Below are 15068 nucleotides of genomic sequence, written 5' to 3'. Positions count from 1 at the left end.
TGGTGTTGATATGCCGCCAGTAGCGAGTATCACCGGTTAGCCAGAACACTGCGGGCATCGCAGCGTTAATCAGTATAAAACTAAAACTCCCACCAAGCGCACGCTCGGTGGGAGTCAAAGGTTAGGAACCGTTACTTAGTGGTTGCATCCATGATCTTAGTAGCTGGTGCAACGTTGCTAGAAGTTAGCTTGTACTTCATTAAGCCAACCGCTGGCATGTTTGTAATGATGACGATCATCGTCGTTTGCTTACCCGCTGCCTTGATGGCATCCAGATCAACCTTTGCGACCACGTCGCCGTGGTTAACCGTTTGGCCAGCTTCAACTTGTACGTCAAACGGGGCGCCCTTCAATTCAACGGTATCAATCCCCATGTGGAGGAGTACTTCCAAACCAGCCGCGGTCTTAAAACCGATAGCGTGTTTGGTTGGGAAGACGTTTAAGACCGTCCCATCAACTGGTGCGGTAATTGTGCCATCACTAGGTTCAATGGCAAAGCCATCTCCCAGCATCTTCTGTGCGAAGGTTGGGTCGTTAACGTTTTCCAGGTCAACGTACTGGCCGTTCGCAACGCTGTAGAAGTCGCTCGTGACACCACTCGGTAAGCCACTAGTGACTTCCGTTGCGGCCGGGGCTTCGTTAGCCGAGCTGGAAGTAATTGGGGCGTTATTTGCCTTTAACTTCGAAAGGGCGTCAGCGACGAACTGAACTTCGGTCCCGATGATAATTTGTAAGTTGTGGTCATCGATCCGGTTAATGCCGGCCGCGCCACTACGCTTAATTGCGTTTTCGTTGATTGCGTTTGTGTCTTTTAATTGTAACCGTAAGCGGGTCGTGCAGTTATCGATAACCGTTAAGTTATCAGTACCGCCGAGGGCCGCGTAGATTTTCTTAGCTTGAACGGTGTACTTGTCGTCATCGCCGTCGTTATCGGCTAAGGCTAAGTCATCCGCTTCATCTTCCGCCGTGACGGGTTCGCGACCTGGCGTCATTAAGTGGAACTTCTTGATAGCAAAGTCGAAACCGAAGTAGTAGATGACCGCCATGACGAGACCTTGGACGATCAGCATCAACGGCTGGTTGGCAATTGGGTTCTTCAAACTCATGATGAAGTCAACGAGTCCAGCACTGAAAGCGAAGCCGGCCGTCCAGTGCATGAAGGCCGCAAATGCTAGTGATAAACCGGTGAAGACGGCGTGTAACACGTAGAGTGGCCATGCCACGAACATGAATGAGAATTCTAGTGGTCCCGTAACCCCGGTGAAAAACGCGGCAAACGCCCCCGCCATCATTAGCGAAGCCGTTTCAGCTTTGCGTTCTGGAATGGCGTTGCGGTAAATCGCGTAGGCCCCGGCGGGTAACCCGAACATCATCACTGGGAAGAAGCCGGCTTGGTACATCCCGGTAATCCCCTTGGTCCCCTTGCTAGCAAGGAAGCGGCCAATATCGTTGATGCCGGCCACGTCGAACCAGAAAACGGAGTTCAAAGCTTGATGTAACCCGGTTGGGATTAACAACCGGTTGAAGAAACCGTAGAGTCCGGCACCAACCGCACCCAGGCCAACGATAAATTTCCCGAAGGCAACGAGGGCGCTGTAAATTGGTGGCCAAACGAGCATTAATAGGACGCTGACTAGTAACATCGTCAACGCGGCCAAAATTGGCACTAACCGCTTACCGCTAAAGAACGAAAGCGCCATCGGTAACTTGGTTTCGTGGAACCGGTTATACAGCGCGGCGGCGATTAAACCGGAAATAATCCCGATCAGGACGTTTCCGATTTGGGCGAACGCCGGGTTGACCGCCGTTAACTTGATGTTTAACAGGGTGGCAACCGATTCGGGCTTTAAAACGTTGGTTGGCAGCTCAAATGCAACCAACCCGGCCAGGGCGGCGGCCCCGTCCTTGTCTTTGGACATCCCCAAAGCTAACCCAACGGCAAACAATAGTGGTAATTGACCCAGAACCGCATTCCCACCCGCTTGCAGGAAGTGGGCGACAATGTCGCTACTGTAGGAATTCCACCAGTTCCCGATCCCGACGAGCAGGGCGGCCGCTGGTAGAACGGCGACGGGCAGTTGTAATGAACGGCCCATCCGTTGTAAATAATTCTTCATGTGACAATCCCCTTGGAATTAAATGAATTGATAAGTGCTTGTTGCAACCCCAATCTTACAGTCAAGAAAGCGCTTTTTCAACCGTACAAAATTGGTATAGTCCATTGGTTGATTTTCATAAACGCTAGTTTTTGCTTAACTGGAGCGTGGCGGGGCTCATAGCGCCTAGCTTTGATTCTAACATGAAATGAAAACATTATGAAAACGGGGGCTGAAATTACGTTGAAAAAAATATTGGTCAGGACCAACTTACTCGTTTTCGACCGTCGACGGGACCGCCGACTTAATAAAGTGAAGGCGGTTTTATCCGGGAGCGGTTAAGGAATTTTTAAAAGAATGTGAACTTTAGCACAAATCCGTGTATAATATAGGTCAGTAAGTGATAGAAGGGAAGTTGGTCAAAATGACAACTGAAGCGCAATTCAGTAACAACGACTTTCAAGACGTCGTGCTTCACCGCCAGTCGGTCCGTAAGTTTGATCCGACCGTTAAAATTGAACTCGCCGAACTCCAAGCGATGATTGACGAGGCAACGAGTGCGCCGTCCGCCTGCAATCTCCAGTCATGGCACTTTGTCGTGGCCGCCAGTGATGCCGGCAAAGCCAAGGCCAAGCAATTACTGATGCCGTTTAATTATCCGCAAGTTGAGACGTGCTCGGTAATGATCTTCATTTTAGGCGATACCGAATCGCACTTAGTTTACCGCGACGTTTGGAACAAAGCTTGTGAAGATGGACGCATATCTGCTGAGAAGCGCGATCAGATCTTCAAGACCTTCCTGCCGCTCTACGAAAATGCCAGTCCGGCCTTCTTAAAGATGGACGCGACGATTGATAGTAGCATGGCGGCGATGCAACTCTTACTCGTGGCGCGGGCCCACGGTTACGATGCTAATCCGATCGCCGGTTATGCGGCGGATAAAGTCGCCGTAACGTTCGATTTAGACCCGCAACGCTACGTGCCCGTAATGGCCGTAGCGATTGGTAAGGCGGCTGCTGAGCCGATTACCACGACCCGCTATGCGGGGACGGAAGTGACTGAGTTTATTTAGAACGCCTAACCTTTTCCCGGGAAATTATTTCTCGGGTTTTATTTTGTTAAAATGACTGGTTCTGTACCAATTGGTGTTAATATGCCGCCAGCAGCGGGTGTAACCGGTTGGCTGGAACACTGCGGGCATCGATTTGAGCTCACTCAGAAACTCACTGAGCAATCTCAAATTCGAGCCTTATTCTAAGTCGGAAGCACCCCACTTCCGACTTAGAATAATTTCGCAGTTGAGCCGTGGTTACACCCGCTACTGGCTAGATCCACCTTATTATGAAGTTTTTGCGGCCGAATTTAGTCAGCCTCAATTAGTGAAACCGATTCAGCTAAACGTTTACTAATCAAATTAAGCGCAACCATTCCCTGCTTATTCTGGCAAGCATAATGATTTTCTTGAAAACTCAACTGACATTTTTTAGCGGATCAACACCATATATCATAGATCCAAATGACTTAAACCGAATAAAAAGGTCCGCCCATTACCGCTGAACGGTTAGTGGGCGGACCTTTTGTCTGATGTGAAGGGGGCGGTGCTTACGAACTGGGCGCATGATGACTAGAATGGCCCCGCCAACAAGCCCTGTTCATGAAACCAGCTGACCGCGAGCGTCGGCCATTGCTGAGCGCGTTGTTCCAGTGACTGGTGATGGTGCGGCACCTGCGTCAGTTGATTAGCCAACGCCAGGCCGTGCTCACCCTGACTAAAGAGGTGGTAATCAACCGGTACCGCGTGCGCGAGTAAGGCCTGCGCGTACATCAAAGAATTGCGCGGGGGAACGGTTTGATCGCCCTGAGTTTGCCAGATAAAGGTCGGCTTGCTTGCGTCCGTTACTAGTTTTTGGGCTGCCCAGAGGCGCCGGTCGGGCGTGATTTGGTCGCGCCGGGTAGCGGTTTGCGGGTAGCCCGCGTTTAAGTCAATTACCGGGTAAGCTAAAACGGTGGCGGCGATGTGGCCGTGATAGTGGTTTAAGCCGTATTGGGCGCACAGCCGCGGATCGTTAGCGACGCCGTTATAAGTTGCGACGAGGTGGCCACCGGCAGAAAAGCCGGTTAAAATAATGCGTTCAGTATCCGCGTGGTGGTCGGCGGCCGTCCGGGTAATCCAGTCAACGGTCGCCGCGACTTGTTTGAGTGCCCGCGGGTATGTAGGGGTGTGGCGGTCAGCGAGCTGGTAGTTGAGCAAAACCGTATGGAATCCTTCAGCCGCAAAGCGGTTCGCAATCGGTTGGGCTTCGCGGCCCGAAAGAAAGGCGAAGCCGCCGCCAGCACAAATAATCATGACCGGGTAGTTGACGATCGTCTGGTAATCCGGAATTTGATCCAACCAGTTAGCCGTAATGTGAAACGACTGATCGTCAATGGTGAGCGTTTGGTGTTCTACTTGCATGTCAAAACCTCCAATTAATCAAATTGGTTACGCTTTCATTATAAAACGAAACTGGACGTGAACAACGCCGGATAGTTAAAAAAACTGAATTGATTGAAAAGGGGTGCGTTTTCAAAACGGCTGTTTTATCATAATGGTAACGATTACAAAAAATTACGCAGGAGGCGCAAGCATGACAACCATTCGGGATATTGCGCGGCTGTCGGGCTATTCGGTCTCGACGGTCTCACGGGTATTGAACCAGCAAAATTATGTTGCTCCAGCCACGCGGGCGGCCATTCAGCGGGTGATCAGGCAACTCGATTACGCGCCCAACGCGGTGGCCCGGACCCTTTCAAGTGGTCGAACGTGGAACGTCGGCGTCGTGCTTCCCCACGCTGACCACCCGTACTTTACACAATTACTGCACGGCATCGTCCGGGCGGCGTTTGCGGCTAATTACCACATCGTTTTACTACCCTCCAAGTGGGAAGCTGAATTAGAATTACAGTACCTGGAAGCGCTCCGCCAACACGCTTACGATGCCCTGATTTTTACGTCGCACGGCTTGCCGTTGAGTCGACTAGCCGCGTACCACCCCGCTGGCCGGATCGTTATTTGTCAAAATCCGGGAACTAGTCCGTTACCGGCGGCCTACGCAGAACGGACGGCCACCTACGTTGCGGCCTTGCAGCGGCTACGCGCGCACGGCCATCGACGGGTCGGAATTTTAACGAGCCGGCCATTAGCGGTCAGTGCCACGACTCAGGCCATGGTTGGTGCTTACGAGCAAGTTTTCCACGTGGGGTTGCCTCCAGAACGATTACGGACCGGCGTTATCACGGCGGCCGATGGTGAGCAAGCGGCCCGGGCGTTGATGGCGCAAGCCCAGCCGGTGAGCGCGATTTTGTCCAACGGTGACGACATTGCGGTGGGCGCCCGCCGCGCCTACTTGGCAGCCGGACAACCCGTTCCAGAACTTATCGGGCAGGAACACCAGCTATCGGGTGAAGTCCTCGGGTTACCAACGATTGACCACCATTTTGAAACGGTCGGCGCGCGGGCGTTTGGGCTCGCGATTAGTAGGGCCCCGCAAAACGTCGCGATTCCGTCAGAATTAATCGTACCTTAGTCTAAAAACGTATTCATTTAATATTAAAAGTGTTATCATTGTAAGCGATAACATTAGGGAGGGCTTGAAATGCAACCATTGGGATTAATTGATATTGGTGGGACGACCATCAAATTTGCGATTTGGCGGGACCAACAGCTCACGGATCGCACGAAAATTAAAACGCCGGCAAACTTAGCGGACTTTTACACGCAGCTGACGGCGGAAGTGGCGCGGATGAAACAAGTGGCGCCACTAGCCGGAATTGCAATTAGCTCACCAGGGGCCGTGAATAAAAAGACCGGCGTGATCGAAGGCGCAAGTGCCTTACCGTACATCCACAACTTTGAGATTCAACCGGAATTGCAACGCCGGTTTCAGCTTCCAGTCAGCATGGAAAATGATGCGAACTGTGCGGCCTTAGCTGAACTTTCCGCGGGCGCGGGTAAGGGCGTCGCGAGTCTGTGTTTCCTGATTATTGGGACCGGTGTCGGGGGCTCGGTAATCGTTAACCACGAAGTTTGGCACGGGGCCCACTTATTTGGCGGTGAATTTGGTTTTACGCTGAGTAATGATCAGGCGACGGTAAGTGATATGGGGACGGCCGTCGCGTTGGCCAAGCGCTATAACGCTGCCCATCCGGACCAAACCCCAATCGACGGCAAGGCGGTGTTTGAGCGCGCTGAAAGTGGCGATGCGGATGCCCAAGCGGAAGTTCAAGTAATGGTGCACGCACTGGCCAAGATGATTTATAACCTCCAGTATAGTTTTGATCCCGAATTGATCGTACTGGGCGGGGCGGTTTCAAATAATGCGCAACTCATTCCCGCTATTAATGAAGAAATTGCCCGGATTCGGAAAATGGTGCGGATTGCTTCCATTAAGCCGGAAGTGGTGGCTTGTCACTTTACGGACGCGGCTAACTTGCGCGGAGCGGTCGTTGACTTCGGCCAAACTTATCCGGAATATTTGCAAGTAAATTGAGTGCTCGAAGGTATTAGGCATAATTCCAGCAAAAAGCCCGACCATCTCGTTGGCCGGGCTTTTTGCGGTTTTCTAATATGTGGTGCTGAACTATTAAACATCACGGCGTCGCGGTTTTTGCCATCGTTTGCCCCACGGTTGCGGTGTATTCACGTTGTCCTAACGTGTTCGGATGTAAGTTATCATCGTCAAACCAGTTATCGTTACCATCACTAACGTATAACCAGTCAATTAAATGGACGTTGGAATACTGCTTTGCGGCGTTTTCAATGAGTTGATTATTTGCATCCTGCCACTTCTTACCCGGAACGCGAGTGTTGACCCAATAAATCTCGTGTTGACTTCCGATTTGGTCAATAATGCCGTTAATAGTCGCCTGGTCGGTTGGTCCGTTCGTTCCCAGGTTGACCAGGACGTTTTTTTGAATGGCGTTGTTGGCTTTCAGTTGCCGGATGATTGCCGGCGCGGCTGAGACTTGCCGACCGACCTTAGCGTGGGCGTCAAAACTGCCGAAAACTTGCTTAAGATCACTGGTGGTCCGGACCATGATTGAGTCGCCGATGCCGGTAACCTTTAAGCGTTGGAGCGTTTTAATCTCTTGTTTTGAGAGTTGGTATTTTTCCCCGAGGTCGGTCGCCGCCACGGCGTGGGTTGCGCCGGTTGTTTTGGGACTGCCCGTAATGGCGTGGCGAATGTTAGCCACCTGCGTTTTAAGCGTCGGCGTTGGAATTACTAGCGCGCCACCAATGAAGACGACCGCGAAAATTCCAACGAGCCAGTAGGCAATGGTTTGTTTTTTCATCTGAAGGGTCCCCCTTAATGCATTAAGCGTAGCTTAGCGGTTCCGTGCTGTCAATCACTAATGAATCCGGTTACAGCTTGATTAGAACCAACTTATTATTGAAAACGGGTTGGAAACCGCGCCCGGTCTTGTTAGACTAAGGGAAAACAAGAGGGGGGAGCACATGCAAAAGAAGACGCTTGGATTAATTTTAGCCAGTGCCGGGCCGTTTCTGTGGGGGAGTTCGGGAACGGTCGCCCAGCACCTGTTTGAGTCAACGTCGATTTCGACGCTGTGGTTGGTATCAATTCGGATGCTCGTGTCGGGCGCGTTACTACTGTTGTACGGCATCGCTCGGCACTTACCCGTCTTGGCGGTCTTCCACCGCCCGCAAACGACCATTAAACTGATTGCGTTTAGTTTATTTGGCATGGCCGGGGTTCAGTTAACGTACTTCATGGCGATTAGTACCGGGAATGCGGCGACGGCTGCCATCCTGCAATTTTTGTCGCCGGTTATGATCATTGTGTACTTGGCCGTAACGACGCTGACGTGGCCGAGCAAAATTGATGTGATTTCGGTCTTTTCGGCCATCATTGGGACGGTACTGATTGTGACCCAGGGGCGCCTAGATTCACTCGCCTTGCCGGTAGCCGCCATTGTTTGGGGATTGCTAGCAGCGGTCGGAGCGACCGTCTATACGTTGATGCCCGCCGGTCTGCTCAAAGAATTCGGGGCAACCACCATTGTCGGTTGGTCAATGTTGATTGGCGGGGTGTTAGTCTTTGTTGGCAGCCGGGCTTGGCGAGCGACACCTCAGCTGTCGTTAGGGGCGTGGGGCCAAGTCGCGTTCGTCGTCATTTTTGGGACGATGCTAGCCTACCTGTTCTTCCTACAAAGTCTGGAGTATATTCTGCCAACCACCGCGAGCGTACTGGGGGCCATTGAACCGTTATCGGCAACGATTTTGAGTGCGCTGTTTCTGGGCGTTAGCTTTAACCTTGTCGGGATTCTCGGGGCCGTGATGATTGTGGGCGTGACCGGGTTACAGTTCTACGCAACGAAGCGCGCGGGCTTTGGGCCGGCTGATCAAAAATAGGTTCTGTGCCAAATTAGTGTTGATTGGCCGCCAGCTGGCTTTTGGCGCACGTTTCGGTGGTTAATATGAAGCGACAAAGAAAAGGTTGTGACTGAGGTCACAGCCTTTTCTTTGTTTTTAACTGCGATGCACTTTATCCAAGAAAGTGTAAATAATCTTAAGAAAAGCTACGTTCAAAGCGTACGGAAATGGGTCTGAAAGTGCTAATTTAGAACCGCGCTACGTGGTTAACTTAATTTATGAAAGAATCTTTAAAAAGCGTTGACAGTTTTCAAAACTGGTGGTTTAATAAGAGACATTCTCACATATTTCTAATCATATTCTTATTAATTAAACGGGAGGAATACATATGGCAGAAACGACCGCCAGTAATGGCACACATAAAATGACCACCATGGACTACGTCTATAAGGTTTCCGCGGGGGTCTCAAACGCAATTTTAGTTTGTTTAGGGATTGGCTTACTCTTACAATCGTTAGCGAATTTTTTACACTGGTCGGCGTTGTACCAAGTTGGCGCCATTGCGCAAGTATTATTAGGACCCGCGTTCGGTGTCGCCATCGCCACGATGCTCAATAGTAATACGCTGGTGACCTTTTCCGCAATGATTTCTTCAACGATTGGGGCCAACGCGGTCTTCTTTTCCCAATCGGCAACGAATGGGGTGACGGCGACTGGGCACACCTTAGCCCAAGCGGCGCAGAGTTCGATCTTTACGACCGGACAACCCATTTCGGCGGTAGCTGCGGGTTTGATCGCGGTACTGGTCGGTAATTACTTAACTGGGAAAACGCCGTTGGATATGATGTTAGTACCATTAGCGGCCACCTTTGTTGGTTCGGTCGTGGGGTTGGGCTTAGCGGCCGTGACGACCCCCGCGTTGGTTTGGTTGAGCCACTTTATCGCCACGTCGATGAAGGTCAACCCGTTGATTGGTTCCATGGCCGTTTCATTAGCGTGGGCGTTGTTCTTGATGACGCCGGCCTCGTCAGCGGCGTTGGCCGTGGCGGTAATGCTGGATCCGGTTTCGTCAGGAGCCGCGTTGATCGGGACGACTGCCCAGTTTGTTGGTTTTACCGTTATGTCCTTCCGGCAAAATAATTTAGGCGCTAACATTGCGCAGGGAATTATCACGCCAAAGGTGCAGTTCCCGAATTTGTTGGTGAATCCGCGGCTTGCGATTCCGCCAATGGTGGCTGCGATCGTGGCGGCGCCAATTGCAACGATCGTGTTTAACTTTTCCACGAGTTACAAGTTGGCCGGTCTCGGTTTAAACTCGCTGATCGCCCCAATTTCATTAGCGTCAACTAATATGGGTGCGTTTCTCGTTTATTTGGGAACCGGGGTGGTTCTTCCCGCCGTTATCTCGTTTGGATTGTACCACGTGCTCGTGGCGGCCAAGTGGGTCGAATCGCGGCAATTACAATTGGAAATCGTTTAATATTTGGAGCTGGCTGGCGGCAATCCGTCCGTCAGCTTTTTTGATTATTAGGTTTATTTTAAATTACCTTAATATTTTGCTGAAAAGCGCTTATACTGGAGGCGAAGCAATCGTTTCATGAAAGCGGGGCAATCTGATGAATAATGAAGCACGGGGGCTGATTCGGGAATTAGCCGATAATCTGACTCGCTCCCATACCAAGGGGTCCCACGACGTTTGCGATGTCTTGTTGAAGGTCGATCGCCAGTTACGCGATCAAGCGACCCTGGACGTGGCGTTGATTCGGCGGTTAACCAATTACATTGCATACGCCGTTTTTGCGGATAAAATTCGCTTAAGCGCAACCCAACGGCTATTGCTCAGTCAGCTGATGGCGTTAGGCCGGCGTGCCGATGGCCAGCAGCTGATGGGGAGCAATTACGGCGATAAATCGCAGTTTGGGGAGTGAGACTGATGCGCTTACGACCATTTTTAAAAACAGTCATGACGGCAACGACGCTCATGACGTTGATGGTGGACGGCTACCAAGCCGTGCGCCGTTGGACTAACTTTTTACATTAATAAGATGGCGGGCGTGTCAAAAGTCGGTTAGCTGAGCTAGCTGACTTTTGGTGCACGTTTTGTTATTATCGTCTGGACACATTAAGGAAGGCGTGACTTTGGTCACGGCTTCCTTTTCTTTGGACCTTGCAGAGTGGCTACCGCGTTATTATTCTTTTTATGAATAATAGCATGCTGGAATTCGAATTGAACCAGTCCGACTTGCCGCCGTATGATGGTCTTGTAAATTTTAAAGGAGATGACAGTTATGGCAGAACAGCCATGGGATTTGCGGCGCGTACTCGCTGAGATCAAGGATGATCCAAAGCAGTACCACGAAACCGACGTTGAAGTCGATCCCGAAGCGGAGCTAGCTGGTGTTTACCGGTACGTTGGTGCTGGGGGAACCGTTGAACGGCCAACCCAAGAAGGTCCCGCGATGATGTTTAATAACGTGAAGGGCTTTCCGGATACCCGGGTCTTGATCGGCCTAATGGCTAGTCGGCGGCGGGTTGGTAAAATGTTCCACCACGATTATCAAACGTTGGGACAATATTTAAACGAGGCGGTGTCCAATCCAGTCGCGCCGGTTACGGTTGCTGAACAGGATGCGCCGGCCCACGAGGTTGTCTATAAGGCAACTGATGAAGGCTTTGATATTCGTAAGCTGGTGGCAGCCCCGACTAACACACCAGTTGACGCTGGCCCGTACATTACGGTGGGGGTCGTGTTTGGTTCTAGCATGGATAAGTCCAAGAGCGATGTGACGATTCACCGGATGGTCTTAGAAGACAAGGATAAGTTAGGCATTTACATTATGCCCGGTGGCCGGCACATTGGTGCGTTCGCGGAAGAATACGAACAGGCTAATAAGCCAATGCCGATTACGATCAACATTGGTTTGGATCCGGCCGTCACCATTGGGGCGACCTTTGAACCACCGACCACCCCGTTTGGTTATAACGAACTCGGCGTTGCCGGCGCAATTCGGCACCAGGCCGTTCAATTAGTTGACGGCGTAACGGTTGATGAAAAGGCGATTGCCCGCTCTGAATACACGTTGGAAGGCTACATCATGCCTAACGAACGGATTCAAGAAGACATTAATACCCATACGGGCAAAGCAATGCCTGAATTTCCGGGATACGATGGCGATGCTAACCCAGCCTTGCAAGTGATCAAAGTGACGGCGGTGACGCACCGGAAGAACGCCATTATGCAAAGTGTAATCGGCCCGTCCGAAGAACACGTCAGCATGGCGGGGATCCCGACCGAAGCCAGTATCTTACAGTTGGTCAATCGGGCCATTCCGGGCAAGGTGACCAACGTTTATAATCCGCCGGCTGGTGGTGGTAAGTTAATGACCATCATGCAAATTCATAAGGAAAATGAAGCTGACGAAGGGATTCAACGCCAGGCCGCCTTACTAGCTTTTTCCGCCTTTAAAGAATTGAAAACCGTAATCTTGGTGGACGAAGACGTAGATATTTTTGATATGAACGATGTGATTTGGACGATAAATACCCGCTTCCAGGCGGATCAAGATTTGATGGTGCTATCTGGAATGCGCAACCATCCGTTAGATCCGTCCGAACGGCCCCAATACGATCCGAAGTCGATTCGGTTCCGTGGGATGAGTTCGAAACTTGTCATTGACGGTACCGTTCCGTTTGATATGAAAGACCAATTTGAACGCGCCCAGTTTAAGGACGTGCCGGATTGGCAAAAATACTTGAAATAGTCAGCTGTCGTCCGCTTCAATCGGAATACCGCCAGACCGACTTTAAGCGAGTTGCTGGGTTGGCTTAAAATCACATTTGTGGATGAAAATTTAAGTACATTGATAATAACTATTAAGATAGTTAGCGTGCTGAGTCGAAATTATGATTTATATAATTCCGGCTCAATTTTTTTATTAAATTGAAGCCGATGAGTCGCTTTAACTTAGCGGTTACTGCATAATAGAACTAATTCGAGCTAACGCTGGAATAAGTTGGCTTATAATTAAATATAAGTCGCGTCCAAAACGCATAACTGAACGCGTATTGGGCGCGGTAAATGGGGGCGCTGGCACCATGAAAATTGATAAAATGGAGATCAAAGCAATGCAACGGCACGTTCGCCGGATTCGAACCTGGCAAATGCGCGTAATGTTCACGGGCTTAGTCGCGGACGTTGGTTTACTAGGCCTGATGGTCGTGAAGTGGGCGGACCTGTCGTTACTATGGGTTAACCAGATTAACAATCAATTTGTTTTTCCGGGCATCTTACTTTGGGCGGCATTGCTCAGTGTCAGCTGGCAAGCGTGGTTAGCGTGGACCCGAAGTCGGGTTCAGCCGAGTCTTAAAAGTTTGGCTGCCGGCCTCCTGATTCTGCGGCGGACGCTGTACTTCGCTGCGATTTCCAGCTTAGCTGCGGCGTATACGGCCGGTTACGGGTTAGATAATCAGTTGATTGTAGATTTGCTGGGCTTTTTAGTCATTGATTTTGGTGCGTATTGCGTTCAACAGGTATTAAGGCGTAAAGTGACGCTGGCGATTAGCGGGAAGCTTCATCCGTGAATTGAGTAAAGAAATAGTCGTAAAAATAGACCTGAGCGTTTTTGCTCAGGTCTATTTGGGTGCCCGCACCATTAAGAAGTCAATTAAGTCCGTTAGTAGTTGGTTGCCGCTACGTTGGGGATAAATGAATTCCAACTGGCTAATAAACGGCGTTGCTAACGAGCGCATCACGAAGTTAGCGTTCATGAATGGTAGCGCCGATTGCTTGAATAGTAGCGTCACGTTGTTTTGATCCAAGATTCCCAGCAGCGTTTCGATGTGGGTGCTTTCAAAGAAAATCTGGGGCGTTAAACCCTGCCGGTTAAAAAGGGTCTGAAGGGGTTCGTAAACGCCAGAACCTGCAGGGAGGGTGGCGATTTTTTGATCGGCCAGCGCTTGAATCGTAATCGTGGGCTGTTTTGCCAGCGGGTGGTCTGCCGGTAAGATGACTTGTAATTCATCCGCCAATAAGGGCTGTTTTTGAAAGACGGTCGGTTGTAGTGCCATCGTCTGGGTATTACGCACGATGGCCGCCTGGAGGTCGCCGGCTAGTAATTGCTGGACGATGTCAGCACCTTCCGCCTCACGGAGCGTGAGGTCAACCTGCGGGTGGCTGTTTGCAAAGGTCGCGATTTTTTTAGCCAGGTTGTACTGACCCGAAACGGGAATGGCCCCAATGGTTAGGTGCGACATGGTGGTTGGTCGGCTAGGGGCTAGGTCGTGCATCATCGTCTCGTAGTCCCGTAACAGTTGTTGGGCGTGATGGTAAAAAACTTCCCCGGCCGGCGTAATTTTTAACCGGCGCTTATTATGAGTATCCAGGAGTTTGACATTTAGTTCGTTTTCCAACGCTTGCATGCGTTTAGAGAGTTCCGACTGGGAGAGGTGGAGGGCCACCGCCGCATTGGAAATGTGTCGAAAATCATAAACCATGATAAAGGATTGGAGGTCGTTAATCGTCATGCTTAGCACCACTTTTCTGAAGTAAAGGTTCAATTTACATGGTACCACACGGACTAGCGGGGGCGCGGTTGAGAGTTCTTTTTAGTTAATAAAAAAACGCTAAGAAGCGGGCCTTTTTGGCCGGAAAAACTTGATTGTCAGGCACAGATAGGCCACAATAATCGTGGTTCAAGAAAGACACCAAAATTATACCGGATGAGGAGTTGAGTTTGTGATGATGATGACAGGAGTTTTAGTTTTAGTCGTTTTGATGGTTGGACTTTTATTAAGTGGGTTGTTCTTCAGATACATGCAAACCGATGCCGGCGTAACGTTTAGTTCGCTCAAACTATCTGATTTGCGAATGGAAGCCGTCAACGTCTTATTGTTGGTGCTAATTTTGATGTTTGCGTTAGTATTAATGCATTAATTATCCAGCATTAGTTTAGCTATTATTGGCGCGGAAGACCGGGTGCAGACTGGCACTGGTTTTCCGCGCTGTTTGTTTGACCAAATCACTTGCATTTTAATTAATTAATGGCGGAAATCCAGTGACTTTAGTCATTGGATGGATAGCCACGCTTTTGATTGTATTTCTGGTCGTTGATGTATTTCTCCACCACGCTTTTACTCATATTTCCTAGTGATCCTATGTAATAACTTGGCGACCATAAGTGACCACCCCAATACTGGTCTTTTCTTATTTCAGGATGGGCTTTCAAAAACAAGAAAGCACTTCTTCCTTTGAGTGCCTTGATCACGTCAACCGCTGACTTTCTTGGTGGAAATGAGATCAACAAATGCACGTGGTCTGGCATTACTGCCATTTTTTCTATAGTGATATCATTAGTTTGTGCAATGTCAGCTAGTAGCGCTTTCATCTCTGACGATAATTCTTCATTTACAAACGTTTGGTTACGATATTTCGTACACCAGATAAGATGAAAATGTAAGTTGTAGACATATCTTTTTGTGTATATTGCATCATTTATTTTGTTAGTCATTGTCTTTTACTGTTATCTCCTTTGTACCAAAGTATATCAATTCTAATTATAGATACATTGTAATATAATGTAAACATAGTGAAGAGGTGAAATAAT

Annotated in this window: 14 protein-coding genes; 9 read left to right on the top strand and 5 right to left on the bottom strand. The window is 49.9% G+C overall.

Annotated elements, in window-relative coordinates; translation table 11 throughout:
* Positions 1-131: 131 nt before the first annotated feature.
* Positions 132-2117 (bottom strand): N-acetylglucosamine-specific PTS transporter subunit IIBC, encoded by a 1986-nt coding sequence (nagE, locus tag FFM79_RS03975; protein ID WP_137642181.1) that lies wholly within the window; start codon positions 2115-2117, stop codon positions 132-134.
* A 394-nt stretch (positions 2118-2511) separates the two neighbouring features.
* Here nagE and FFM79_RS03970 point away from each other — a divergent pair, with 394 nt between their 5' ends.
* The gene (locus tag FFM79_RS03970) at positions 2512-3168 is read left to right on the top strand and encodes a nitroreductase family protein (protein WP_371852200.1); all 657 of its coding nucleotides are present in this window, start codon (positions 2512-2514) and stop codon (positions 3166-3168) included.
* Between the two features lie 552 nt (positions 3169-3720).
* On the opposite strand, the gene FFM79_RS03965 is transcribed toward FFM79_RS03970, so the two are convergent.
* Positions 3721-4551 carry an alpha/beta hydrolase gene (locus FFM79_RS03965; RefSeq protein ID WP_137642179.1) on the bottom strand — a complete coding sequence of 277 codons (831 nt, stop codon included), beginning with the start codon at positions 4549-4551 and terminating at the stop codon, positions 3721-3723.
* Positions 4552-4723: 172 nt separating this feature from the next.
* Here FFM79_RS03965 and FFM79_RS03960 point away from each other — a divergent pair, with 172 nt between their 5' ends.
* Together FFM79_RS03960 and FFM79_RS03955 are read left to right on the top strand one after the other, a co-directional pair.
* The gene (locus tag FFM79_RS03960; RefSeq protein WP_137642178.1) at positions 4724-5662 is read left to right on the top strand and encodes a LacI family DNA-binding transcriptional regulator; all 939 of its coding nucleotides are present in this window, start codon (positions 4724-4726) and stop codon (positions 5660-5662) included.
* Between the two features lie 69 nt (positions 5663-5731).
* On the top strand, positions 5732-6625 hold the full coding sequence (locus FFM79_RS03955) for an ROK family protein (RefSeq protein ID WP_137642177.1): 894 nt from the start codon (positions 5732-5734) through the stop codon (positions 6623-6625).
* Between the two features lie 100 nt (positions 6626-6725).
* Here FFM79_RS03955 and FFM79_RS03950 read toward each other — a convergent pair whose 3' ends face one another.
* Positions 6726-7427: an SGNH/GDSL hydrolase family protein gene (locus FFM79_RS03950; protein ID WP_137642176.1), complete on the bottom strand. Its 702-nt coding sequence runs from the start codon at positions 7425-7427 to the stop codon at positions 6726-6728.
* 163 nt (positions 7428-7590) lie between these two features.
* Here FFM79_RS03950 and FFM79_RS03945 point away from each other — a divergent pair, with 163 nt between their 5' ends.
* The 5 genes from FFM79_RS03945 (at position 7591) to FFM79_RS03925 (ending at position 13047) form a co-directional block, all read left to right on the top strand.
* Positions 7591-8505 (top strand): EamA family transporter, encoded by a 915-nt coding sequence (locus FFM79_RS03945; protein ID WP_137642175.1) that lies wholly within the window; start codon positions 7591-7593, stop codon positions 8503-8505.
* 349 nt (positions 8506-8854) lie between these two features.
* Positions 8855-9946, top strand: a complete 1092-nt coding sequence (locus tag FFM79_RS03940) for a PTS sugar transporter subunit IIC (RefSeq protein WP_137642174.1) — start codon at positions 8855-8857, stop codon at positions 9944-9946.
* A 136-nt stretch (positions 9947-10082) separates the two neighbouring features.
* A complete protein-coding gene (locus FFM79_RS03935) occupies positions 10083-10394 on the top strand; it encodes a bacteriocin immunity family protein (RefSeq protein WP_137642173.1) in 312 nt (103 codons plus the stop codon).
* A 360-nt stretch (positions 10395-10754) separates the two neighbouring features.
* Positions 10755-12227 (top strand): UbiD family decarboxylase, encoded by a 1473-nt coding sequence (locus FFM79_RS03930; protein WP_137642172.1) that lies wholly within the window; start codon positions 10755-10757, stop codon positions 12225-12227.
* A 334-nt stretch (positions 12228-12561) separates the two neighbouring features.
* Positions 12562-13047 carry a hypothetical protein gene (locus FFM79_RS03925; protein ID WP_137642171.1) on the top strand — a complete coding sequence of 162 codons (486 nt, stop codon included), beginning with the start codon at positions 12562-12564 and terminating at the stop codon, positions 13045-13047.
* 51 nt (positions 13048-13098) lie between these two features.
* On the opposite strand, the gene FFM79_RS03920 is transcribed toward FFM79_RS03925, so the two are convergent.
* A complete protein-coding gene (locus FFM79_RS03920; RefSeq protein WP_137642170.1) occupies positions 13099-13989 on the bottom strand; it encodes a LysR family transcriptional regulator in 891 nt (296 codons plus the stop codon).
* A 214-nt stretch (positions 13990-14203) separates the two neighbouring features.
* Here FFM79_RS03920 and FFM79_RS03915 point away from each other — a divergent pair, with 214 nt between their 5' ends.
* A complete protein-coding gene (locus tag FFM79_RS03915; protein WP_137642169.1) occupies positions 14204-14398 on the top strand; it encodes a hypothetical protein in 195 nt (64 codons plus the stop codon).
* Positions 14399-14525: 127 nt separating this feature from the next.
* On the opposite strand, the gene tnpA is transcribed toward FFM79_RS03915, so the two are convergent.
* Entirely contained in the window at positions 14526-14972 is a 447-nt protein-coding gene (tnpA, locus tag FFM79_RS03910) for an IS200/IS605 family transposase (RefSeq protein WP_137642168.1), read from the bottom strand.
* Positions 14973-15068 lie beyond the last annotated feature (96 nt).

It is taken from the genome of Lactiplantibacillus modestisalitolerans (assembly GCF_005405425.1).
Taxonomy (GTDB): Bacteria; Bacillota; Bacilli; order Lactobacillales; family Lactobacillaceae; genus Lactiplantibacillus; species Lactiplantibacillus modestisalitolerans.
The sequence above is the reverse complement of the archived record's forward strand: the minus strand, read 5'-3'. Positions and strand labels throughout refer to the sequence as shown.

Coding starts and splice junctions, on each gene's coding strand:
- nagE (WP_137642181.1), bottom strand. CDS start 2,117: ATGAAGAATTATTTACAACGGATGGGCCGTTCATTACAACTGCCCGTC.
- FFM79_RS03915 (WP_137642169.1), top strand. CDS start 14,204: ATGATGATGACAGGAGTTTTAGTTTTAGTCGTTTTGATGGTTGGACTT.
- FFM79_RS03920 (WP_137642170.1), bottom strand. CDS start 13,989: ATGACGATTAACGACCTCCAATCCTTTATCATGGTTTATGATTTTCGA.
- FFM79_RS03925 (WP_137642171.1), top strand. CDS start 12,562: ATGAAAATTGATAAAATGGAGATCAAAGCAATGCAACGGCACGTTCGC.
- FFM79_RS03965 (WP_137642179.1), bottom strand. CDS start 4,551: ATGCAAGTAGAACACCAAACGCTCACCATTGACGATCAGTCGTTTCAC.
- tnpA (WP_137642168.1), bottom strand. CDS start 14,972: ATGACTAACAAAATAAATGATGCAATATACACAAAAAGATATGTCTAC.
- FFM79_RS03945 (WP_137642175.1), top strand. CDS start 7,591: ATGCAAAAGAAGACGCTTGGATTAATTTTAGCCAGTGCCGGGCCGTTT.
- FFM79_RS03935 (WP_137642173.1), top strand. CDS start 10,083: ATGAATAATGAAGCACGGGGGCTGATTCGGGAATTAGCCGATAATCTG.
- FFM79_RS03940 (WP_137642174.1), top strand. CDS start 8,855: ATGGCAGAAACGACCGCCAGTAATGGCACACATAAAATGACCACCATG.
- FFM79_RS03930 (WP_137642172.1), top strand. CDS start 10,755: ATGGCAGAACAGCCATGGGATTTGCGGCGCGTACTCGCTGAGATCAAG.
- FFM79_RS03960 (WP_137642178.1), top strand. CDS start 4,724: ATGACAACCATTCGGGATATTGCGCGGCTGTCGGGCTATTCGGTCTCG.
- FFM79_RS03950 (WP_137642176.1), bottom strand. CDS start 7,427: ATGAAAAAACAAACCATTGCCTACTGGCTCGTTGGAATTTTCGCGGTC.
- FFM79_RS03955 (WP_137642177.1), top strand. CDS start 5,732: ATGCAACCATTGGGATTAATTGATATTGGTGGGACGACCATCAAATTT.